Genomic DNA, 23,268 nt, shown 5'->3' on the forward strand with positions numbered 1-23,268 from the left:
GCATGCGATTTTTGAATGATAAAAACGTATCATAAAATTTATGAACTGTTATGAATGATAACTGCTTTTCATTTCATTTGAATGCACATATGCGTTATAATATTTACATCATGATTTGCTTTTTATGCTCTATTCATACATGGCAATCTTATATAAAAAATGGTCAAATGAATCATGCATAAAAGTGTGGATTCTGATAGGGGTGCATATAAAATTATTTAAATAACATATTGATTTATTTATATTTTTATGTCATATGTGGCGCCGGGAGCTTGAAAGTACTGAAACCTAATCAGCTTTTTTTGCTTTTAGTGCCTAAAACACCTGGACATAGCAAAAACTCCCGGAATCCCGGGATACCCGCAAAGCGGGATAAATTTATGTTTAGGTTTCGGGCTTTCAAGACCCTCTTTGTCGTCGCGTATACGATCAAAGCATCTTTATTCATAAAGTAATTTCAGGAAATTTACAATAAAAATGAACACGAGCTTGTTTTATGAGAGGTGGGATGCTTTTGATGCAATGAAAAAGTACTTATAAGGGGAATGACAGTAAGAATGCACAATGCATGCTGATAAACAAAGCCTGTGGGGGGGCGCATGATTTTAAAAGTTTTCATTTGGGTCAGAGATTAATTGTAAAATTGCTTTGCGTTTTATTGTGGTGAGAACGCGAAATCTTTTGAGCAGCAGATATTCTTCTCTGCTTGAAATGACTTCATCATGATGAGTGGGAGTGTGTTGTTGTGTGAAGAGATCTGCGTAAAAAAAGGCTATAGGAACATTTAAGATATCAGCAATTTCCTTTAAACGCCCAACTCCAACACGATTTAATCCTGTTTCATATTTTTGAATTTGCTGGAAGCTTACTCCTAAAGACTGTTCTAATTGTTTTTGAGACATTTTCAGCATGTTTTGTCTGAAGCGAATTTTTTTGCCAACGAATTGATCAATGAATTTGTCGTTATGAAGATTTTTACCTTGCATTTCCCCTCCCACCGGCTGCGAGCGCCCTCGCATTGGTATTCCGGGAGTCAAAAACACTGACCTCGAATCAGCTTTTTTGCTTTTAGTGCTGTAACAGCACCTGGACATGACAAAAAATCCCGGAATCCCGGGACACCCACAAAGTGGGTTCATTTTAGGATCGAGGTTTCGGGTTTTTGAATCCCTCTTGGTCGTTGCGTATACGACCAAAACATCTTTTAATTCATAAAGTAATTTGAGAGGATTGGCAATAAAAATGAACACAGCCTTGTGATGGCGTGTTTTGCATGCAATCAAGCAGTGTGCTGTTCAAGTTGTTCTCTTCGCTCACAGAAATCATGCTGTCACAGTCGCGTTTGTTGAGAGGACTCATAATTCTTGGGTTTAATGGTCAAGCCGCTTACGGGGCGCTTAACAGAGTTCTTGACCAACAATCAAACGGATTGTTTTGTCCTTCTCACGCCGCTCCAAAATCATGGTTATAAGAGAAAGCCTCTTATGGCGCTAAAATATGGTATTGGAAAATTTTTACGCCATTTTATTCTAGAGGTTTCAGGTGTTAAAGCTATGTGGCAATAAAAACTAGCTTTGATCAAACACTGATACAAACAAACGGAGAAACAAAAATATCAGTTTCTTCAAATCTTTCCTAAAAACCAAATCAATAAGCGAGAACACTACTCCCTCTCTCTCTCTTATAAAGCCCCATAGGTGCTCTTTCTCGATGAGAGTTCTATCATGCAAATGACATCACTAAAGTGTATTGATTCATAAAGATAAATTATGATTTCAATTTGAATTTTCTTCCCACATATCTTAAGCTCCTCTCATTTCAAGCTCTCTTGAGAGAGACGCAAGCAACCATTCCCTTATGCATGCTCAGTGGGAGTGGTATATTACATCAAAATTCTTTATGATAAGCTGTAAAATGCCTGTTATGAACACTAGTCTGTTATCCAGTTATGTCGTGAAACTCCATTCTTTAGGCAGGGCATATAAAGTTTATGCATAGAGTGTTTTGTTAAAGCATAGGGTGAGCGATAAGGGGAGAGCTTGTTTATGGAGCCTATGAAATATCGCCCTTTAGAGCGGTGCTATGAAGTGCTTACTTATCACGATAGGAGGAGATAGCATTGAAAAAGAGAGCTGTTTTTTTATGAGACAATAGACAATGAATACGGATTGCTCTATGAGCACTCAAAGAAATGATTTTTCTTGAAGAAAAGAGGGCAACTATGAACCAATATCCTCAATGTCCGCATTGTAGTGGTCTTTATACTTATGAAGAGGGTGACAATTTTGTCTGTCCTGAATGTGCCCATGAGTGGCCACAAAAGAGTGAAGAGCTTGTTACTGATGCCGTTTACGATGCTCATGGTCAGATTTTGACAAATGGGGATAGCGTTATGGTGGTGAAAGATCTTAAAGTTAAAGGTGCTGCATCTGTTCTCAAAAGTGGTACGAAGGTGAAAAATATCCGTCTCGTGGAGGGAGATCATAATATCGATTGTAAGATTCCTGGAATTGGTCAGATTGGCTTAAAATCTGAATTCGTGAAAAAAATTTAATATAGAATTTGTAAAATATTTTCCCTTTGTTAAAGCGTATACCAGAATTTAGAGATTTAAAACAAAAACTGTTTCCATTCTTTTTAAATCTTTTAAAGAAAAGGCATACTTTAAGAAAACAAACTCCAATGTTTTGTGGTGGTTTTCTTTGTCAGAGCATCATGCTGGTATCTGCATTCTTGCTATCAGTTTAAAATACCGATCTACTCAAAATGCCTACCTACTCAAAATGATTGTAAAAGCTCTTAGCATCTGAGACAATCTATAGATATTTTACTTGTTTTCTTGAAGTTTTTTACTCATACATTAAGCCAGTTTATGGACATATCAGCAATGGTTTATTGCTTCCCTTTCAAGAGGATTTGAAATGTAAGAAACTTGCGATATGCGGGAAGAAAATTAAATACGATGCCATGTGAAAGAATTATCTTTATAAATCAAGCTACTGTAGAGATATCATTTGCATGATAGAACTCTTATCGAGAAAGTGCACCTATGGTGTTTAGGGTGAGAGAGGGCGTAATGTTCTTGCTTGCCAAGTTGGTTTTTGTAAGAGAGTTCTAAGAAGTAATGTTTTTATTATCCTGTTTGTTTTTATCAGTGCTTTATCAAAGCTGTTTTTTATTGCGGCATGGCTTCAACTCCTAAAACCTCTGGAATAAAATGGCGTAAAAGATTTTCAATACCATGTTTGAGTGTTGCAGTTGAAGAGGGGCATCCAGCACAGGCACCGCGCATATTGAGGTAAACAATACCGTTTTCAAAGCCACGAAAAGTAATATCTCCACCATCATTGGCAACGGCTGGGCGAACACGCGTTTCAAGGAGCTCTTTAATTGTTAAGACGATATCAGCGTCTTTTTCATCATAAAATTCTTCGTTAAGGGCGTGGGCTTTTGCCCCTATTACAGCGTTGCTGGCGATAACGGGGTCACCAGAGAGAAAATGCTCCATAATGGTGCCTAAAATAACCGGTTTGAGATGTTGCCATTCACCCTCTTTTTTGCTCACAGTGATAAAATCATAGCCTAAAAAAACACCATTAACATTGGGAATGTTAAACAGTTTCGCAGCTAAAGGCGAATTTTTAGCGGCTTCTTCACGATCACGGAATTCTAATACGCCCTCAGAAAGAACCACACGACCTGGCAAAAATTTCAATGTTGCAGGATTGGGGGTGGCTTCAGTTTGTATAAACATATACACTCCTTTATTATGAGGGATGAAATCACTCTATCCAAATAGTCTTTTTAGGCAATCGATTCAATATCTTCGTCAGCAAGATTGCTGGGAATGACAGTGACGGGAATGGAAAATGCTGTTCCTCGGTTGCCAATTAATTGGATAAGTGGTCCTGGTCCTTCTGTGTGTCCACTGGCTGCTAAAACAATAAGGGCGATTTCTTTATCCTCATCGATCAATTTGGCAATTTCATCGATTGTTTTACCTTCACGCATCATGATTTCTGTTTCAAGGGCATGGGTCGTGTGTATATCATTGGCAATTTCACCCAACATTTTTTGGGCAGTTTCTGTCGATTCCGTTCGCATAACATCATTGACACCTAGAAAATGTTGAAATTCGATAGTGTCAACAACACAGAGTAATACCAATGTTCTTTTGGTGTTTTTGGCATGGTGTGCGGCAAAAGAAACGGCACGTCGACATTCTGGAGTTTCATCGATAATGACCAGAATTTTCTTCTTATGATCTCTTTTACGATCTTTTTGCTTAGAAACCATGCTTTTCTCTCTCTTTTTCGGCAAAAATATTTCAAATAAACTTTATTCAAATATCTAAGTAAAGGTAACTTTGAAAGATTTTCAATAGAATTTTTTAAATATTGTCGTTTTAGAAAAAAATTGAATAAGGAGGTCTTTAAAAGAAGGTTCTGTGAAATTATATTATAAAAATATTTTTTTGCGGGGAGAAATCAATGTGTTATGATTTAGATAAAGTTCTTTCCTATAATGCACTATGGAGTTTTTTAGATGGTAATAAAGAATTAGGAAAAACGTTTAGCGCATTACGTTTTGTTTGTAATGCTTACAAAAAAAGAGATGAACAATTCATATATGTACGTCGTACACAAGAGGAAATTCAACGTGTAAAAGACGCTATGTTTATTCCTTTAGAAGATAAAGGCATTCTTAAACCATCTGAATTTAGATGCAAAGGTCAACATATCCTTTATAATTCAGAAATTTACTTAGATGAGTTTCAAGGTGGAGGAGAAACTGGATCAAAAATACCATATAGACAACCACCTCTCTTTAAAGCAAAAAATGATATGCTTTGTGGGTATTTAATCCCTCTATCTTCAGCTATTGAATACAAACAGTCCCCTTTTCCTAAAGTTAAAACAATCATTTTTGATGAATATGTTTGTGAACAGGAAAAATATTTAGAAAATGAACCGGAGAAATTAATTAGTTTATGTGAAACTGTTTTTAGACACCGTGATGAGGGGCGTATAATTTGTTTAAGTAATAGTGTCTCCCGATTTAATCCTTATTTTGATTTCTTCAATTTGAAAAATCACCACATGAATGAATTTACATTCTTTAAAAAGAAATCAATATTAATTGGCCATGACAATGTTAATACTATTGGTATTAATGATGATTATTCATTCGTTAATAAAATGAAATCAATACCCAAAAGACCTTATTTTAACCTTATCATTCAAAACCAAAAATTAGCTGTCTTTTTAGCATCTGATAAATTGTTCATTAAAAAAGGTTTTAATAAAGATTATATTACCTACAGTATGGATGATACTTTACACGAAGGTGCAATTAAAGGAAGTCTTTCAAAAGATTACGAGCTTAAACAATTAGCTAAATTTATAAGGTTTGGTGATATTTGTTTTGAGACAATGGATGTTAAAAGAGCTATGGAACCATTCATCAAAAAGGTTTAAATAGGAGAATTAATTATCTCTACTATGCTGTAAAAATGCTTGTTTAAGCGATGAGATGAGGCACAGCAAAAATAATGATGATTTCTCGTGTGAGAAATTATCTTCTGTAAGATGAGAAAAATATTTTCTCAAAATTCGAGTATAATTTATTTTTTACAGCTATTTTTCTTGTCTCATGTCTTGTGCAAAAATCCAACAATTTCACGGACTTTTTTCATATTTTTTTCTGCTAAAACACTGGCACGTTGTGCACCATCTTGCAAAACAGAGTCAATATAAGTGCTATCTTGATGCAAACGACGCAGTTCCCCTGTTATGGGGGAAAGCTTATCAACAGCAAGATCAGCTAAGGCTGTTTTAAAAAGCGAAAATTGTTGTCCTGAAAACTCTTTAAGAGCCTTTTCCTTGCTGACTTGTGCAAAGGCTGCATAAATACCAAGCAAATTATCAATTTCTGGTCGTCCTTCTAGCTCGGCAAGGCTGTCAGGAAGAGGGGCAGAATCCGTTTTTGCTTTGCGTATTTTTTTGGTAATAAGATCAGCATCATCAGTCAAATTAATGCGCGAAAAGTCTGAAGGATCTGATTTTGACATCTTCTTTGTTCCATCGCGCAACGACATAACGCGCATGGCTGTTTCCCCTATGAGGGCTTCTGGTATTGGGAAGAAAACTTGTTTTTTTTCATCACCTATTTGTATTGAAACAGCAAAATTCAACTCTGCAATGCGTTGAGCATAGTCGTTATTGAATTTTTGTGCAATATCGCGTGTGAGTTCAACATGCTGTTTTTGATCCTCTCCCACCGGAACATGCGTAGCACGGTAGAGTAAAATATCGGCTGCCATGAGACTTGGATAAGCAAAAAGCCCAAGAGATGCTTTTTCACGATCTTTTCCTGCTTTATCTTTAAATTGTGTCATGCGCTGCATCCAACCAATGCGGGCAATGCAATTGAAAATCCAGGCAAGCTCAGCATGTTGAAAAACCCGAGATTGGTTGAAAATAATGTGCTTTTGAGGATCAATCCCGGCAGCTAAAAAGGCGGCTGTGACTGCTCTGGTTGATTCAATCAGGTTCTGTGGATCTGGATTTACGGTGAGAGCATGCATATCAACAACGCAATACAGGCAATGGTAGGACCTCTGTAGTTCAACCCAATGTTTGATGGCACCAAGATAATTGCCAAGATGTAAGTGACCACTCGGTTGTACGCCGGAAAAGACAAGCGGTGTGAAAGTATCCATAGGAGAGTTCTTTCTCTTCAGTAAAGTTATTCGTTTTATGGTTTGTGACAAAGCATTTTTCTGAAAGCAAGATAAAAGATCATAGGCGTTTTTTGAAATTTTTGAGGGTGAGAAAAAAGGAGCGTGTGTCCAGTAAAAAATAGGCACTCACATAGACTACGAATAGGACAAGCATGATCCCGATCAAAGTGCTGGCACGCAAGAAAAAAGACGCTTGTGAGGATAAAGGGTAAGATAAAAAACCAAGCATATCGATAAGATAATAAAGAACTCCAGCACTCAAAAGAGTGATAATCATCAGACAGACAATGCGTTTTATCAGTTGTGCATCATATTTCCAATAACCGCGTTCGATAAGCACGCAACAAAGCAAAAGGGTATTGACCCATCCAGAGGTAATTTCGGCAATAACAATGCCGCGTGCGGAAAGGAAAGGGAATAATATTAAGGCAAGATTGATATTGATGAAAACACTAATTCCGGTGAAAATCATTGGTGTTTTGGTATCTTCATGGGCAAAGAAATTAGGGATAAACACTTTAATGAGGACAAAAGCGGGGAGTCCTAGCCCGTAAAGTTCTAGTAATTGTGCAACACGCTGGGTAGATTCACTGGTAAATTGTCCACGTTCAAAAAGCAAACTGACAATGGGAGTGGAGAGCAGGAGAAAGGCAATGGTTGCGGGGAGTGTTAACAGGAGAGTTAATTCAATAGAGCGATTTTGTAAATCGTGTGTTTCTTGGTGTTTTTTGCTGCGTAGAGCTTTGGTTAATTCTGGTAAAAGAACAGTGGCAATGGCAATTGCTATCACACCTAAGGGCAATTGATAAAGACGATCGGCATACATTAAAGAGGATACTGCACCCGATTGACTGGAAGCAATATTGGTATTGATGAGCAAATTGATTTGTGTAATGCCCCCCGTGATGGCAGCAGGCAGTGCTAGGGTTAACAGTTTTCGCACATTGGGACTAAAATGAGGGCGGCGGAGAAAAATTTTCATGCCACTTTGACGTAAAGCAATAGCAATTAAGGCGAGCTGGAGAATACCTGCTGCTAAAACACCCCAAGAAAGATTTAAGCCAATATGCCAAGCGTCAAGCTGATAGAGCCAAGCATAGGCAAGCACGCTTATTAAAATAAGATTGAGAAAAAGAGGGGCAATAGCTGCAATAAAATAGCGCCGCAAGGCATTGAGCATGCCCCCCATCATGGCAGCCAAAGACATGCATGTGAGATAGGGAAACATGATGGCGGTAAAATGAATGGTGGCGTTAAATTTTGTGCTATCCTCTGCAAAACCTGGTGCAATAATTGTTCTTACCAAAAATGGCATGCTTAATTCCATGGCAATGGTTAAAAGTAACAGCAGTGAAAAGAGAACACCAAAGACTTCTTCGGCAAATTTGCATGCGCTCTCTTGACCATCTTCGGTAATTTTTTTTGCAAAAAGAGGAACAAAAGCTGCATTAAAAGCACCTTCAGCAAAAAAACGACGAAATGTATTGGGAAAACGAAAAGCCGCATTGAATGCATCGGAAACAGGACCCGTTCCCAACGCCGCAGCCATCAGCATTTCACGTATAAAGCCAAAAATACGGCTCATCAGGGTTCCGGAAGCAACAGTGGCAAATTTTTTAAATAGGATCATAAAAACACATTAGGACTGTCATGAAAAAGAGGCGTTACATAAAAACTCTGTTAGATCATAAAAATCTGATCAGTATATTAATAAAATAATACATTTTTTTAGGCGTTTTACGGCGGTATTTATCCTTCTGTCAATAAGAGTGCATTGATATTCTTTGGGCTGTCTTTGTCATGGTGACATTTCCATTCTCTAGATAAAAAAACAAAGTTTCTTTTTCCTTAATGTAAAAAATATGCGTCATATAATACGTGGAAAAAAACGTGAAAGAATGGGAAACCAATTGAATTTTTTACTTGAGCAGTATGTGGTTTCTTTATTGTACGTTATGCTATCATATTGATTTGCATATCATTATGATCATTCAATGTCTTTATAAAAGAGAAAGCTTCGTAGACTGTTGAATAATTGAACAGTGACGTTTCTATTATATTGATTTATAACGATCATTTGTTGTTTTGTATATTGAATGAGAGCACTGAATATGGTCATTGTACATTTCCCATATGTTGAATCAATTAAGACTATTTGCTTGCACGTTACAAGTGGGGGTGGCGTGTGAGTAAAAACTGTACAAGGGGTAATACCTCTTATGAACTGTTTTAAAGCAAGCTTTATCGTGTAATATTGGGAGCTGGCAAAGTGAATGATGGTGCTGGCTTGCTTTTTTACAAGCGTAAAGAGAATGGTTCTTAATGGTTTTATCGTTATACCATTCACGTATGACGCTCACGAAATGGGCTTGGGGATCTTAAGAATTAAAGCAAGCGCATGAATGCGCAATCCAATGGCGTTTTATATTACTGCTTTAAGATACTTAAAACTACGGTTTTTGTCTGTGCATAAACAGACTGCCTCTTATTTGTTGAGTGTTTTTCATCCTTCTATAAATCGGTATTCACTTACATTTTCTCTTCTCTACAACTCTCTACAACAGGCAATTGATGGAGGAAAGGGGCATGACTGTGATCTTGCTTGAGATAGAGCGAAAACATCCAATCTTATGTATGCACCGCTATTGCTTTTATGCCATTGGCTTTACACGGTGGAACATTTTACTGTCTCTGTTTTTCTTGTTTGATCGTTTCTTGTTCTTCATCATGAGAACATTGTTTTTTTAATATTTCTGGGTTGGTCATGCTATATTGATTTTTGAGTACCTTGCTCGCTTTGGTAAAAGAAATTCTGCGATGCTTTATTTATTTGCTGATAGACAGCTGCATTGATTGTTTTGCGGTGTTTTTGTATTTCTTCTAGCGCGAAAAGTATAGTAGAGATTTGTTGCTTCTCATAGATGTTTCCTTTTACGCTTTTGCAAGACAAATATCCATTTTGAAAGCTTGTTTTGCGCACACTCCACTTTATCGTTCGTGTTTTTTATCAAAAAGAACAGGCTTTTTTTTGATGCAAAAGATTTTGCTTTATGCCTAGAGTTTCCGGTGCAATGTTTGTGTTATGCAATATTATTGGGAAGTTTTCTCAGTTCGTGAAGGTAAATGAGGGAGATATTTTGTGTGCTCTTTGCTGTGATATTCTACAATATTTCTTGGTGCAATCTTTGTGAAAGAATTGCACCAAGAAATGGGATTCAAAATAAAAGATTATGAAGTTTAGCCGCTTAAAGCCATGGCTTTTGAGGATGATTCTGCTTTCCGTGATCGAACGGTTTGTGAATTTTTTTCTGCTTGCATAGAGGTTTCAGAAGCCTCTTGATGCCTGCCTCTTGCTGAGCGTTCAGGCAGTTCAGGAGATTCTGAGAGGCTTTGTTGTCTTTGCCTGTTTTCCTCTTGTTGTGGAGATTGTTCTTGGAGTTTTTGTTGCTTCTCATGCGCCTTTACAATGTCTTTTCTTGCTTGTTTTACAGTTTCTGTATAACGATCAATAGCAGAGCATAGGGAAGGAAGAGCCTCTTCAGCATTTTTGCGTGCATTATCTTTTATACCAAGCATTTGCCTGCCGGAAAGGGAAGCAAATATTTTAGGATAGTTTGCTACTTGCCATGAAAGCTCTTCACCCAGAACAGGAATTTTTTGAATATCTTCAGTCTGATATTTAAAAACAAATGGGTCATCATAAACAATGTTAGAGTAATTGTAGACTTCTATGAGAGCACGTTGAACAGAGAGATCACTTTGAACTCTTGCAGCGATTTCCTTAAGCGAGAGAGAGGGAGTTTTTTTCGTTTGAGGTGTTCTCACCATGCGTGGTCGAACAGTTTGTGGGCTCTGTTCTGTTTGCGTGGTAGCTTCAACAGTTGCTTGATTCCGGTGTGTTGATGAGTGTTTAGGTGTTTGAGGGAATTCTGAGAGGCTCTGCTGCCTTTGCACGCTTTGCTCTTGTGGGGGAGGTGGTGCATGGCGTTTTGTTTGCGTTGGAGAAGGAGACGGCGTCCTCTCTTGTCTTTGTTGTTTTGGTGCTAGCGTTGTGCGTGGCTTAGCACCTAGCTGTTCCCAATGCGTTTGCGTGGAGGTTTGAGCAGTTGCTTGAGGTTGGTGTGTTGATGAGCGTTCAGGTGTTTGAGGGGGGGCTGAGAGGCTTTGCTGCCTTTGCTTGCTTTGCTCTTGTGGGGGAGGCGGTGCATGGCGTTGTTGTTTTGCTTCTTGGCTTTGTAAAATGTTTTCTTTTGCGTGTTTTATCGCCTCTGCATAACCTTCGATGGCTTCACCCAGACGTGGAAGAGCAATTTCAGCCTGTTTGCGTGCTTCATTCTTTAGGCTATAGAGGCTGTGACCAGCAAGTTTACCGAATGTATCAGGGTGGTTTGTCACTTGCCATGCAAGATTTTCTGCCATGTCGGGAACTTTTTGAATTTCTTCAAGTCTATACTGTAAAATACGCGGGTTGCCATAAGCAACGGTGCACCAATAGATGATTTCTGCGTGACAATATTGGACCATTGAGCTGCTTTGAACTCTGCGTGCCATTTCTTTCTGCGAAAGGGTCCCCATTTCTTGTTCAGCTTTACGCGGCTTTTGTAGATCTTCAGCCATTTGCTTGAGATCCATTGACGATCTACGGAGTGTTTGTCCTGCTCTATGTCCCTGTACAATGCTCTCTCTTACCTTCTTTACAGTCTCAGCATAATTTTCAAGGGCAAAACATAAGGGGGTAATATTCTCTTCAGCTTCTCTGCGTGCTTGATTTTTTACACCAAGAACTTTTTTTCCAGCAAGATCTCCAACCAGTTTAGGATTGGCTGCAACTTGCCATGAAAGGCTTTCCCCAAGGATAGGATTTTGTTCAATTTCTTCAAGATTTTTCTGAAAGATATTGGGGTTGCCATAAACCGTTTGAGATAAAGCTTGGATTTCGTCTTTACAGCCTTGAACAAACGCATTGTTTCTGATTTTTGTGGTCATTTCCTCTTTCGAGAGAGAAGCGGTCATTCCTGATGACGCAACTTGTGTATATATGGTTTGTTCTTGTTCAGTAATTGCACCCCGTCTTTGTCTATTGCTTGTGGGAGGTGGTGTCTTTATTTCAAGCTCTGTGTATATGGGTTCACTGTCTTGTTTTGGTTTGGGATTTTGCGTGCTGCCTCTTCCCTGTGGTGCTGCTTGGGGGGTAGGTGTAGAGGGCTCTTGTGGTTGTTGCTTAACAGAACCACCTCTCGTGCGTGGTGGTTTTTGTGGTGCGGGTGTTGCGTATATTCCTTCATCTTCTTGTTTTGGTTTGGGATTTTGTGTGTTGCCTCTTCCTCGTGGTGCTGCTTGGGGGGTAGGTGTTGCATATATGCCTTCCTCTTGTTGTGCTTGTTTGAGATTTAGCTCTTTGTCTCTTGCACGGGGTGGTCTTTGCGGTGCAACTCTTACCTGTGCGGTTAAGGTTTCTTGTGTTGGTGTGTTATTTTGCTGTCGTTCCCTTGCACGCGGTGGTCTTTGTGGCGCAGTCCTTCTCTGTGGTGTTTGACTTTCTTGTGGTGTCGTGTTGCTTTGCAGATCCTCGCTTGTGTGAGGGGGGTGGGGTGGTGTCACTTTTGTATGAGAGAGGTGTTCTGGATGTTTGGCAAGGGGTGGTTTTTGCGTATTTTGGGTAGGAGGCGTTGGTGTTGCTGTAGATTGTTCATTATTTCGTTCAAATGTTTCTACTAAGCGCGCTACAGAAGGGGAGAGATGTTTTTTTTTCATACAAGCTTCCTTTCAAGCTGTTTTAAATTTGTTTTGAAAATCTTGTTGGTGCATTCTTCACCTTTCGTTTTGGTGCCCAATTGAATGATTTTAGCTTTGCGTTGTTTATGGGGTGATGATTGATATTGTAGTTTCAATCATTTAGGGTGGTTATTGGGAGTGTTTTGATGAAACCGTACACCCTCTTGGTACAAACTCTTTTGTGGAGATTGCACCAAGAAACAAAATGAAAAGCCACAGGGATGCACCGTTAACTAGCAAGAGCCATCGCTTTGGATGATGTTGTTCTACGCGGTCGCACATCTTGGGCTGGTTCTTGTGTATGCCTAGAAGGTTCAGCGGTTTCATGATGTGATCTTGCCACTAAGTTTTCAGATGGTTTAGCAGCCTGTGATAATTGAGGAGACTGTGAGAAATCTTGTTGTTTCTGCAAGGTTTGAGATGTTTCAGTAGATGATCCAGGATGTTGTTGTGCTGTTTGCTGTTGCTGCGTTTGTGCAAGCTCCTCTCTTACGCTTTGTACAGTATTTGCATAATTGCCCATGGCGCTTATTAAGTGTGAAAGACCTGCTTCAGCATGTCTTCGTGTTTTGTTTTTTAAGCCACCAACACCGACACCGGCATAGTTACCAACAGACTGGGGAGATTCCGCAAGTTGCCATGTGAGCTCTTCTACTAGAGCGGGATTTTTAAAAATTGCTTCAGTTTGTTGTTGTAAAAGCTCAGAGTTGCCAAAAACCACTCTACACCAATATTTGATTTGTGCATGGTGCCTTTTGACCATGGGATGTTGTCTTGTTTTCTCAGAAATGTCTTCATTTGATAGGGAGGCGGATTCTGTTTCAGAAGAATGCGGATTTTGCAAGATTCTATCTAACGCTTCCTTGCCTAGCGAATCTTCATAGTATGGAAGCACTGCTTTTGGGGTCATAAGCAAGTTTTCTCGTACAGATTTTACAGCTTCTACGTAAGAGTCAACAAGGATACAAAGGGTGGGGAAGCTTTCTTCTGCTTGTTTGCGTGTGCTATTTTTTATGCCAAGCCTTTTTTTGCCGGCAAAGTCATGAAGCCCCTCAGGGACAACTTTCATTTGTGTGGAGAAGCCATCTCCGGTAGAAGGATCTTTTTGAATCTGCGCCATTTTTTCTTGCAAAACATCTGCATTGCCATAAACAGTTTGACACATACGTCGGATTTGCTCTTGATATTCGTTTATCAATCGGCTGCGTTGCAGGAGTGCCATAATTTGCGCTTCAGAGAGAACCAGTCTTGTTCTTGGTAAAGATGCTGTTGCGGAGGGTGTTTGTTCTTCTCTTGAAAGAGACGGTGTTTGCTTGCTCTCTTCTGGTATAGGAGAAAGTCGTCTACTTTGTGGAGCAACTTCCGTGTATACGGTTTGAGGACTTGGTATTCTTTCGGCATATCTGCTCAGAGACTCTGCGGGTTTCGAAGTCACCGTTGCGTATATCACATCATCTGGAGTTTTTAGGCTTGATTGTTTTTGCCCTTTTGCTCTCGAGAGAGGAGATGGTTCTTGGCGCTGTTGAGAAGATGGTGTGGAGGGTAGGGGTTGGTTAGCTACTTCTGCGGCAGCTTTTTCATAGAGTTCTATGAGTTCATGTACTGAGGGAGAGAGGGGGGATTGATGTTTCTTCATGCATGTTTCCTTTTAATATTTCGAGAAAACCTCTTTGGTGCACTCTTCCCCTTTCATGTTTTTATAGTTTTATAGAAAGGAAGATATATGGGAATAGCCTCCAAAGATTTGCGCTATTCGCCCTCCTTGTAATCGACATTTATGTCTTTAATGCAGTTTTTTTGTGAAATTTTATCAATAAGTTATATAAAATGACGCGCTCTTTTTTAACGTTTTTTTGTTACATTTCATAACAATTTTTGGCGCAATCGCTTAATTGCAACTGCGCCAAAAAGATTCATTAAAAGGCAAAAATTTATGTGTTGTTATATCATGCAGACTTACATAGCAAAAGCCATTCCTTTACCATGTTCGGGACTCTGTCTGCCCCGCGTCTGCTGCTCTGGAGAATTTTGTCCTCTCTCTTGTGAGTGATCATGATGATGACGACGGTGATGATGATGACGACCGTGTTCTTGCCCTTCTGGACTTGCCTCTCTCGAATGTCCACGCCCTCTTTCCTGCTCACGGGTCAAACGACTGTGTAGTTTTTGTGCCTGAGCTATATGTCTTTCAAGAGTAGAACAAAGGGAGCCAAATTCCTCTTCAGCCTCTTTGCGGGCTGGGCTTTTTACGCCAAGTACTGTCCTTCCTGCAAGTTTACCAGGTCCTTCAGGATTTGCTGCAAGTTCCCACAGAACCTTGTCTCCTGCTCCAGGATTTTCAAGAATCTTAGAGAGTCCTTCATTTAAAGCATGCCGATTACCATAAACAACTTGGCATCGTTCTTGGATTTCCAATACAGTATATTGGAATTCTGGGGTTTGCATCATCTTTGTTCTAATCTCATCTTGCGGCGTTCTTGGAGGGGGGGTGGTCCTGCCTGAGCCAACGCCCTCATAGAGAGGATTGTCTAGGCGTTGAGAGTCTTGTCCACCTCCTGTGCCCATGCCAACGGTTGCATAGACAGACTCTACAGGCTTTGTGGGAGAGCGCCCACCATCAGCACCCATGCCAACGGTTGCGTAGAGATGTTCTGGTGATTGAGGATTTCGCCCACCCCCTGCACCTCCGCCAACGGTTGCATAAACAGACTCTACGGGTTTTGTGGGGGAGCGCCCATCTTGATCCCAGTTAAGCTCTGCATAGAGATGTTCTTCAGGACGTGGCCTACCCCCTGCACCCCCGCCAACGCTCTCATAGAGGGGATTGACTCGTTGTTGAGACTCAGGATCTCTTCCTAGATTATTCAGATCTCCTATTGCATAGGGGTCTACTAGTTTTTTGGCGCGTTGCCCATTACTTGGGTTCCCAGGCAGTCTGTCATAGGGATTGCCTAGTGGCTTTTGGGGTGCATAGATCCTTTCTTCTGGGTATTGGGGGGCAGCTTCTGGTGCTCTTGGGGATGCATAGGCAGATTCTGCTGGTCCTTGGGGGCGCTGCTGTTTTGGTGATTTTTTTACTTGTGCGTAAAGGGGTTCTCCACCAGCAGCTCCTAGGTTTTGTTCTTCTAGATTTTGTCGTTCAAACTGTTGTCTTAGTTGATCTACACGGTTAGAAGGGGACGGTTGATTTTTTTTCATGCATGTTTCCTTTCAATATTTGAGAAAACCTCTTTGGTGCACTCTCCGCCTTTATATTTTGACTTCTTTATACAAAGCAAAATATCCATTTAAATGACCTCCAAAGACTTGCGCTATTCAGGGATAAGGATAATCGACATTTATGTCTTTAATACAGTTTTTTTGTGAAATTTTATCAATAAGTTATATAAAATTGCTTGCTCTTATTGGATAATTTTTTTTTGTAACATTTTATAACAACTCTGAAGACTCTCAAGAGGGAATGTTACGCATAAAGGGATGAGAGAAAAAGGGAAATTTCTCTGTTTTTTGTTTAGCCTGTGAGAGCTAGGGATGAGGAGCGGCTCACTTTAAGACTGCGCATCTGACATTGTGTTTCTTTGGTGAGAGTGAGAGTTTTGGCAATTTCTTTGGCTTTGCTTTCCGATACACCAAGCAGGCAAGAAAGTCTTGTATGATCTTTTTGTTCTATGGCTTGACGATCTTCTGGTGATAAACGATTGTGTAATTGGCGCGAAAAACTGTGGAGTTGTTGTTGTAGAATAGGAGAACGAGACAAAGCATTTTTTTGTTGTTCTGGTGGTAAAGCAAAAAGGTCTTGTAAGTCTTTACTTGGTTTTGCAACAGATTGGCTCAAGCGATTTTGTTGCCTTGCATGGTGTTCTAGAACTTCTTCCTTTGTTTGTTGTGCGGCTGTGGCATAATTTTTTAGTGCTTCACTCAGTTGTGGAATATGCTGTTGCGCTTGTCTGCGCTCTGGACTTTTCATGCCAAGTATTTTTACCCCTGCAAGCTTAGAGATCGATTGAGGATCTTGGGAAATTTGATCGGCAAATCCTTGACCAAAGCTTGGATCGGCAGTTATCAACTCCATTTTTGCATTGAGGACTTTCTCGTTGCCATAGACGAGCTTTGATAAGCGTTGGACCTCTTTTTGATGTGCTTCAACGAAGGGGTCGTGTGCAACTCTTGTGAACACTTCTTCATTGCTGAGAGGTGGTAGTGTTTCTTTTGGAATGAGTGTTTCTGTTAAATTTTGTACGTTTGATTTTGCAAAGCAGATGGATGCGCCATTTTGTAATGTTTTTACTTGTTCCGGGGCGAGATCATCTTTGGGCGCGACAACGAAAGCATCACCCACCTCTATGACAAAACCTTCTGCTCCTGCACCTCTATAGATGCCATTATAGATTTCACCTTCTTTTGCTGCTACAACAAGACGATTGTTGATTTCTCCAAGTCCAGCGTTTCTCATATTGGAGATAAATTCCTTTAAAAGCTGTGCTTTTTGGGGATGGGTCATATCTTCAAAGAGATGGTGCATCGGTTCTGGATTACTACGCTGCATGGCTTGAATACTGGCTTGGGTTAAGCGCTCGTATGTTATAGAAGAAAAATCAATGTGATGACCTGCGACTTGTCCAAGTTTTTCCATAAACATTCGTTGTACACGCCCATTGCCTTTTCTAAAAGGATGGGCGTGGTCGAGAAGCATATAAACGTGAGCGGCATTTGCAGCAAATTCTTGGCGCGATAAGCCCCGTAAATTATCCTTTGTACGAAGCATTTTCTCTAATTGTCTCAGTTCTTTATGAATCTGTCCCCCCACGGCAAAAGGAACTTCATGTCCTTTAGGGCGCATGGCTGGCATACGGGCTGTAGAGCCATCTGAAAAGGTAAAAGATTTGTCGCGAGTTTGGCCTGCCCATTCAAAACTTTGATGGAAAAGGCTCCAATGAAGTGTTTTGAGATAAGCGGCATCAAGTTTTTGGGGAGCTGGTTCATAGCGAAGATTTACTGCTTCTTTGGCTGCATCACGGGCAACGCGGTCATACAGTTTTTGGCGGTTTTTAATGCCATATTTATTTTTCAGGGTTTTGGTGTTTTTATACAGATAATTCTGCTCTAGCATCTATTTTCTCCTTAGAGGATAGGGGGTGTTGATGAGGGTGTGTTAAACTTTTTATGTAAAAAGCCCCCCCTGCGTGTATTCTTTTGAAATGTTGGGCAGTTGGCTTCATTTTCTTGCCTATAGATCTGTGGTTTGCTTCCCTGTCTTGGTGCTTTTGTAATTCTTTTTCTGTGAGAGGGAGAGAAGAGTCTGTTCGCGTTGTTGTTAATGCAGGTTGCTTTTGTGTATTTGGGGAAATGTTTTGGGGGAGTCTTTTTCTTTTCTGTTGGTCAGGCTGACAAGGGGGAGTTTTTCGAGGTGTTTTTTTTGCCAAAGCCCCTTGATGGGGCTTTAGAGCGTGAGATTGCTGGTCATGATTGCCAGCGTTGTTTTGGTATTGGGGGCATTTTTTATAAAGACGAATAGCGTTGGGAAGTACGCGCATAAAAGCCATGTTCAAAGATTTTTCTCCCCCATATTTTTCTTGTTGGAGCATGTGAGATTCCTTTTAAACTGGCTTTTTAAATAAAATAGATGTCTTTATCCTTTGAGAGTGTTGTTCTTGTTTTGATGATCATTCCTCATAAAGAGGCATTTTTCATTATTTCTTTGCTTTTGGAGCAAAACGGTTCTTTTCAGCAGCTGCTAACATTTCTTTTCTTCTAAAATAGATCGCACGACCACATCGTAAAGGGGGTTGCCCTTGCATGAGAATGATTTGTTCATCTTGACGCATCTCTTGAATAATTTCGTGGGGTAAAATCAGCGCTCTTTGCTGATAATTGATGTTGTAAGAGCTCTGTCCTAAAGACAAGCCTCTCGATTTGTTTGTTCCTGCAACCTCAACGGTCATTTGACCACAGCGCTCTGAAATATCCTTGGCTGTTTGGAGGTCTTTAATGGCCGCATAGCTCACAAAGGAACAGCTTTCAAACCATGAGCGTGCGCCTGATTCTCCAAAGTGATTGACCAACTGACCGGAGGATTGATAAAAGAGCATGAGTGAAGTGCCATATTTACGACCACGATCGCGTGCCTCTTCTAAAATATTCATATAACCAAGAAGATCGACTTCGTCTAAGACAAATAAAACACGTTTTTTATAGTTTCCATCAGCTGTAATCATGGCATTTAAAAAAGCACCGATAATGACTCGTCCAATTGCTGGATAGCTGTTCAAAATGCTGGCAGGGAGATTGAGAAAAACATCTGTATTGCCATTTGTAATATCTGAGGAGGCAAAATCATTACCACAGACAAGATCAGCATAATTGGACAAAGAAAGCCATTGGGTGTCTTTTGAAGCTGTTGTGTAGACACCTGAAAAGGTTTGCTCTGCCATTTCCGTGAAAATACCAACCATTTCACGAATAAAAGGAGAAGGTGTCGTTTCTTGAATCATGCGTAATTGATTGACAATAGCTGTTTCTGATTGAGACAATATCTCACGCAATGTTTTTAAAGTGCGCTCATGGTCCTCATATTCATCGGAAAATATGACATGTGCAAGAAGAGCTGTTAAAAGATTATGCGCTTGTGTCGAGAAATATTCTGCCGAAGAATTATCTGATTTTTTGTCCGAGATAAGCAATTTGGAAAAACCCACAATATTGGCTTCACGTTGTGGGCGTGGGACACTGTCGTCTAAAAGCCAATCAAGGACATTAAAGTTTTTTGTTAAAATAGAATTGGGATCAAGAACAATAACATTTCTATTGCCCATTTTTTTCCGTGCAAATCTGACCATTGGTGCAACCTCGGTGGAAGGGTCAAGGCAAACGATAGAGCCGGGATAGGTCAAACATGTTGGAACCACTGTGCTGGTTGTTTTGTAGCCACCAGAACCAGCAAAAAAAATCATATGGGTTGAACCAAAATCAAGATTGAAGGTGAGGAGGGGTACTTTTCCACCTTTCCCCCATGTCGTCTTATTGCCAGGTGCAAAGGGAATATTACACACACTATCTTGGTCAACACGGTATCTCTCGCCAACAACAATTTGGCCGTTGGCAGGAAAAATTTTAGCTGCTTCTCTCAAATTCATCCATGAAGCATCACCAAAAACCCCTTTTTTGGCACGCTTGACCTTGTTTTTGCGTGGAGAGGCTGTAATAAGTTGGATTGATAAAAGAGCGAAGCTGATGATGATGCCAAAGACAACCATGGGGTCCATGAACTTGAGCGCATAACTCCAAGTTATCCCTTGTTGACCAACATAAGGGCTTAAGCGTTGTATCTCACTGCCAATATGATAGAGGGCTGTGATGCCAAAAAAGACAGTTGAGACAAATGTGATTGCTTTGCGTAGGTACAGTTTTTGTGAGAGACTATAAAGTAACGATATACTGGCAACCATGACCAGTATTAATAAAGGTTCTGAACGCAGATACCAATAAAGTTGCCCGCTATCCAGCCCATTTGTGACAAAAGACAATAAATAAGGAATAAGGAATATTGTGAAAATCCCTAAAGCGATTGGCGCTAAAATAAGCGCCATCTGTGTTTTTGTATATTTCATTTTTGTCTGACTCTCAGTTTTCTCCAGATTTGTTGTTGTTCATATTTTACGGTGACAGGCTACTAAACGGTTTGCTTCTTTCATGGTTTCAGAGAATGTCAAAACATCTCTCAGTATGTTTTCGAAATAAAGCAACGAGATTTCATTGCCTTTAGCTAGCCATAGCGAGTGCTTTTGAACAATGGAGCGTACGTGTTTGGCTGTGCTGGTATAGTTCTTTGCTTTTTTGAACGGTTTGTGTAATTTCTTGTGCTTTATTTACAGATGTGCCAAGAGCTTGCGCGAGTGCTTCATGATCACCATTTTTGATCGCTTTATGTTCTTGTGCAGAAAGACGAGCATTGACGTTTTTTACAAGATTACGGAGCTCTTTTTGAAGAACAGGATTTCTCGCTAAAGCCTCTTGCTGCAATTCTTTTGGCAAGGCAAGAACGTCTTGCAAGTTTTGACTTGGTGTCTCTACTTCTGTTGCACGGCGTTTTTGCTCTCTTTGATGTTCTTGCAAGATTTCTTTTTCAGCATGTTGTACCGCGTGTGTAAAATTCATCACTCCAGCACAGAGCATCTCAACATGATTTTTAGCATTTGCGCGTGTACGATTTTGTAGACCACATAAACTGAAACCTGCAAGCGGAGCAACAGAATGCGGTACTTGTTCAATCTGATTGGCGATATGTTGACCACAACTTGGATTTTTAATAATCGCAATCATTTTATCATCACATTTTTTCGAGCTGCCATAAACAGTTTTCGACAACTGTTGGAGTTGTTTGCGACTTGTCTGGACACAGGCGTCTTCGGCAATTAATTCCGCTATTTCGCCTTTTGTCAGAGGGGCTAATGTCTCTTTGGGGATAAGAGTTTTCTCAAGATCTCTGCCTTTGGGAGCGGTAAAGGTAAATTTGTCGCCAGGTTTTAATGTTTTTAATTGTTCTGGGGTGAGATCCTCTTTATTGCCGATGATGTAAGCACCTTTTACGTTGAAGGCGAAGCTGTTGAGACCAGCACCTCTATAGGTGCCTGTGTAAGTTTCACCTTCTTTTACAACCATAACAGGACGATCATTCACATTGCGTCCCAGATCTTTCATGCTGCCCATAAATTCTTTTAAAAGGCTTATTTTTTCTGGATTGGAGATATCCTCAAACAGATGTTGCATAGGCTCTAGATCGCCTTTTTCTGCTACTGAAACACTGGCGAGCATCATGCGTTCTTTGGTGACAAGCGAAAAGTCAAGCTGATGTCCTGCTGCGAGAGCGAGATTTTCAAAAAATACTCGTTGTGTGCGTCCATTGCCTTCTCTGAATGGGTGAAGTTGGTTGAGAGCGTTAAATAAGCTTATTGCTTCAGTGTTAAATTCTTCACGCGTTAAGCCTTGCAAATTATCTTTTTCTGCAAGTGTTTGCTCTAATCTTTGTAAGCCTTGTTGAACCTCATCACCGATTGCAAAAGGATTTTCCCACCCCGTTCTTTTCATTTCTGGCATGGCGGCTGTGGTGCCATCTGCAAATGTGAAAGGGATATGGCGGGGATGACCAGCCCATTCAAAAGTCTTTTGAAACAACTGTTTATGAATATGGCATAGATAGGCGATATCAAAATGTTCTGGGAGGGGTTCCTTACGCAGATCACCCATTGCTCGTGCTGTATCATGTGAGCATTTGTCCAGAAAGGATTTTAAGTCTTTTATTCCATATTTATTTTTGAGTGTTGTCGTTTTAGGATAGACATAATGATGGGGAGAGGTCTGGTCTCTATTTTTTGTCTTTGCTTTGGCTTTTGGCATCGTTACTTCCTTATAATGTAGAGTTGTCCATAAGGGTGTTAAACTCCTCTCATGCAATATTTCCCCTCGCATATGCTTCTAAAATTGTAAGTGTTTTGCAATGAAGCGTTATCCCTTCAACGGCGTGGCTGCTGATGGCTGCATCAACTGCTTCACGGCGCTTTTTCAGTTCTTCTGGTGTCATTGATACAAGGATTTTCTAGCGCCTTTATTGGCATTTATTCTTCCTTTCCAGCTTTTCAAGAATTGCCTTTAAAAATCTTTTTTAGAAGGTGTGTTTTTTCAGTTTCCCCCAAAGATGTTTCGTTGTTTGAACGGGTCGTAATAGATTTCTGTGACTTTAAATTTTCCTTCAATTCGTTTGCATTGAATGATGATGTCAATCATTGAAATTAACAGACCACGGATATCATCACGCTCTAAATCACTTCCTCCCTCACTTTCTTTGACCAAAAGGGTCATTTGTTCAAAGGCAGCAAGTGCTGTTGAGGCATGAACCGTGGTAATCGAACCGGGATGTCCTGAATTGACATTGCGGATATAGTAAAAAGCTGTACCATCTCGAAGTTCTTGTAAAAGAATGCGATCAGGACGCATGCGTAATGCAGATTCAAGCAGTTCTTTGGGACCAACAGAGGATAAACCTTGTCCATCTTTTGAATAGATCATAGAAACATGATTTTGTTGAGGAACAACCAATTCTTGTGTGTCTTCAATGGTAATAATACGCTCGTCATCAGGAATTTTAGCAATTAATGCTTTGGACAATGTTGTTTTACCCGATCCGGTTTTACCAGCAATCAGAATATTTTTTTGGCACGCTACTGCCTGATTTAAAAAGAAAACAAAGTCCTTGTTACAGTAAGCGTCTGCTAAGTTATGCTCAACGCTTTTGAGTTCATTAAAGCGTGATCGATAATCACTTAAGGGCGTAAATGATATTTGCTCACACTGCGAAAAGAGACCTTTATCTGCAAGATCTTCAAGGGAAAAATTCCGTGATGAGGGTTTGCGAATTGTCATGCTGATGGTGTCTTTTTCGACCGCTGGAGGAATGACAATTTGAATACGCTCATTACCAGGCAGGGTTGCAGATAAGACGGGATTTTTGTCCGATATATTTTGCTTAGAATAGGACGCGATAACTTTAGCAATTCCTATAAGCTCGTGAAACGAGAGAGCTGGGACCTCTATGGTTTTCCAGCCTTCAATTCCTTCCGTCATCACTTGATAGGGACGATTGATGACAATTTCAAAAAGACTATCATCTTGCAAAAAAGCGTTAATTGGTTCAAGTTTTGTTAAAACAATAGCGATGGTTTCATCGTTTAAATGCTGTAGGTCTTGGTTCATTTCAA

General features: G+C 40.1%; 18 protein-coding genes and 1 pseudogene. 5 read left to right on the forward strand and 14 right to left on the reverse strand.

The genetic code is table 11. The annotated features are described in order from the left end of the window. Positions 1-605: 605 nt before the first annotated feature. Positions 606-1,019, reverse strand: a complete 414-nt coding sequence (locus PVV68_RS05740; RefSeq protein WP_273721004.1) for a helix-turn-helix domain-containing protein — start codon at positions 1,017-1,019, stop codon at positions 606-608. Between the two features lie 345 nt (positions 1,020-1,364). On the opposite strand from PVV68_RS05740, the gene PVV68_RS05745 reads away from it, so the two are divergent. Continuing rightward, positions 1,365-1,565: a hypothetical protein gene (locus PVV68_RS05745; RefSeq protein ID WP_273721005.1), complete on the forward strand. Its 201-nt coding sequence runs from the start codon at positions 1,365-1,367 to the stop codon at positions 1,563-1,565. Between the two features lie 656 nt (positions 1,566-2,221). Then, positions 2,222-2,554 (forward strand): zinc ribbon domain-containing protein YjdM, encoded by a 333-nt coding sequence (locus tag PVV68_RS05750; RefSeq protein WP_273721006.1) that lies wholly within the window; start codon positions 2,222-2,224, stop codon positions 2,552-2,554. A 621-nt stretch (positions 2,555-3,175) separates the two neighbouring features. On the opposite strand, the gene PVV68_RS05755 is transcribed toward PVV68_RS05750, so the two are convergent. Next, positions 3,176-3,754, reverse strand: a complete 579-nt coding sequence (locus tag PVV68_RS05755) for a NifU family protein (protein WP_273721007.1) — start codon at positions 3,752-3,754, stop codon at positions 3,176-3,178. A gap of 50 nt (positions 3,755-3,804) precedes the next feature. Then, entirely contained in the window at positions 3,805-4,296 is a 492-nt protein-coding gene (locus PVV68_RS05760) for a universal stress protein (RefSeq protein WP_273721008.1), read from the reverse strand. 194 nt (positions 4,297-4,490) lie between these two features. On the opposite strand from PVV68_RS05760, the gene PVV68_RS05765 reads away from it, so the two are divergent. Next, positions 4,491-5,477: a phage DNA encapsidation protein gene (locus tag PVV68_RS05765; protein WP_273721009.1), complete on the forward strand. Its 987-nt coding sequence runs from the start codon at positions 4,491-4,493 to the stop codon at positions 5,475-5,477. A gap of 173 nt (positions 5,478-5,650) precedes the next feature. On the opposite strand, the gene trpS is transcribed toward PVV68_RS05765, so the two are convergent. Together trpS and murJ are read right to left on the reverse strand one after the other, a co-directional pair. Then, entirely contained in the window at positions 5,651-6,721 is a 1,071-nt protein-coding gene (trpS, locus tag PVV68_RS05770) for a tryptophan--tRNA ligase (protein ID WP_273721010.1), read from the reverse strand. Positions 6,722-6,800: 79 nt separating this feature from the next. Continuing rightward, positions 6,801-8,372, reverse strand: a complete 1,572-nt coding sequence (gene murJ / locus PVV68_RS05775; RefSeq protein ID WP_273721011.1) for a murein biosynthesis integral membrane protein MurJ — start codon at positions 8,370-8,372, stop codon at positions 6,801-6,803. 621 nt (positions 8,373-8,993) lie between these two features. Here murJ and PVV68_RS10715 point away from each other — a divergent pair. After that, positions 8,994-9,172 (forward strand): annotated as a pseudogene (locus tag PVV68_RS10715) (integrase); the annotation flags it as partial. Then, positions 9,145-9,348, forward strand: coding sequence for a hypothetical protein (locus PVV68_RS05785; RefSeq protein ID WP_273721012.1), 204 nt, complete (start codon positions 9,145-9,147; stop codon positions 9,346-9,348). The pseudogene PVV68_RS10715 and the gene PVV68_RS05785, both read left to right, overlap by 28 nt. 631 nt (positions 9,349-9,979) lie before the next feature. On the opposite strand, the gene PVV68_RS05790 is transcribed toward PVV68_RS05785, so the two are convergent. The 9 genes from PVV68_RS05790 to virB11 form a co-directional block, all read right to left on the reverse strand. Continuing rightward, the gene (locus PVV68_RS05790; RefSeq protein WP_273721013.1) at positions 9,980-12,496 is read right to left on the reverse strand and encodes a BID domain-containing T4SS effector; all 2,517 of its coding nucleotides are present in this window, start codon (positions 12,494-12,496) and stop codon (positions 9,980-9,982) included. 250 nt (positions 12,497-12,746) lie between these two features. Then, complete coding sequence (locus PVV68_RS05795; protein WP_273782726.1) at positions 12,747-14,153, reverse strand: BID domain-containing T4SS effector; 1,407 nt, start codon at positions 14,151-14,153, stop codon at positions 12,747-12,749. Between the two features lie 320 nt (positions 14,154-14,473). Then, positions 14,474-15,715, reverse strand: coding sequence for a BID domain-containing T4SS effector (locus PVV68_RS05800; RefSeq protein ID WP_273782728.1), 1,242 nt, complete (start codon positions 15,713-15,715; stop codon positions 14,474-14,476). A gap of 313 nt (positions 15,716-16,028) precedes the next feature. Beyond that, complete coding sequence (locus tag PVV68_RS05805) at positions 16,029-17,627, reverse strand: BID domain-containing T4SS effector (RefSeq protein WP_273782730.1); 1,599 nt, start codon at positions 17,625-17,627, stop codon at positions 16,029-16,031. Next, positions 17,602-18,102, reverse strand: a complete 501-nt coding sequence (locus PVV68_RS05810; protein WP_273782732.1) for a hypothetical protein — start codon at positions 18,100-18,102, stop codon at positions 17,602-17,604. The genes PVV68_RS05805 and PVV68_RS05810 overlap by 26 nt, the downstream gene beginning before the upstream one ends. A gap of 105 nt (positions 18,103-18,207) precedes the next feature. Then, a complete protein-coding gene (traG, locus tag PVV68_RS05815; RefSeq protein WP_273721018.1) occupies positions 18,208-20,124 on the reverse strand; it encodes a Ti-type conjugative transfer system protein TraG in 1,917 nt (638 codons plus the stop codon). 151 nt (positions 20,125-20,275) lie between these two features. Continuing rightward, positions 20,276-21,910, reverse strand: a complete 1,635-nt coding sequence (locus PVV68_RS05820) for a BID domain-containing T4SS effector (protein ID WP_273721019.1) — start codon at positions 21,908-21,910, stop codon at positions 20,276-20,278. A 49-nt stretch (positions 21,911-21,959) separates the two neighbouring features. Next, the gene (locus tag PVV68_RS05825; RefSeq protein WP_273721020.1) at positions 21,960-22,094 is read right to left on the reverse strand and encodes an antitoxin VbhA family protein; all 135 of its coding nucleotides are present in this window, start codon (positions 22,092-22,094) and stop codon (positions 21,960-21,962) included. A 98-nt stretch (positions 22,095-22,192) separates the two neighbouring features. Then, the gene (gene virB11, locus PVV68_RS05830; RefSeq protein WP_273721021.1) at positions 22,193-23,263 is read right to left on the reverse strand and encodes a P-type DNA transfer ATPase VirB11; all 1,071 of its coding nucleotides are present in this window, start codon (positions 23,261-23,263) and stop codon (positions 22,193-22,195) included. Between the last annotated feature and the right edge of the window lie 5 nt (positions 23,264-23,268).

Source organism: Bartonella sp. ML69XJBT (assembly GCF_028618515.1).
Lineage (GTDB): Bacteria > Pseudomonadota > Alphaproteobacteria > Rhizobiales > Rhizobiaceae > Bartonella.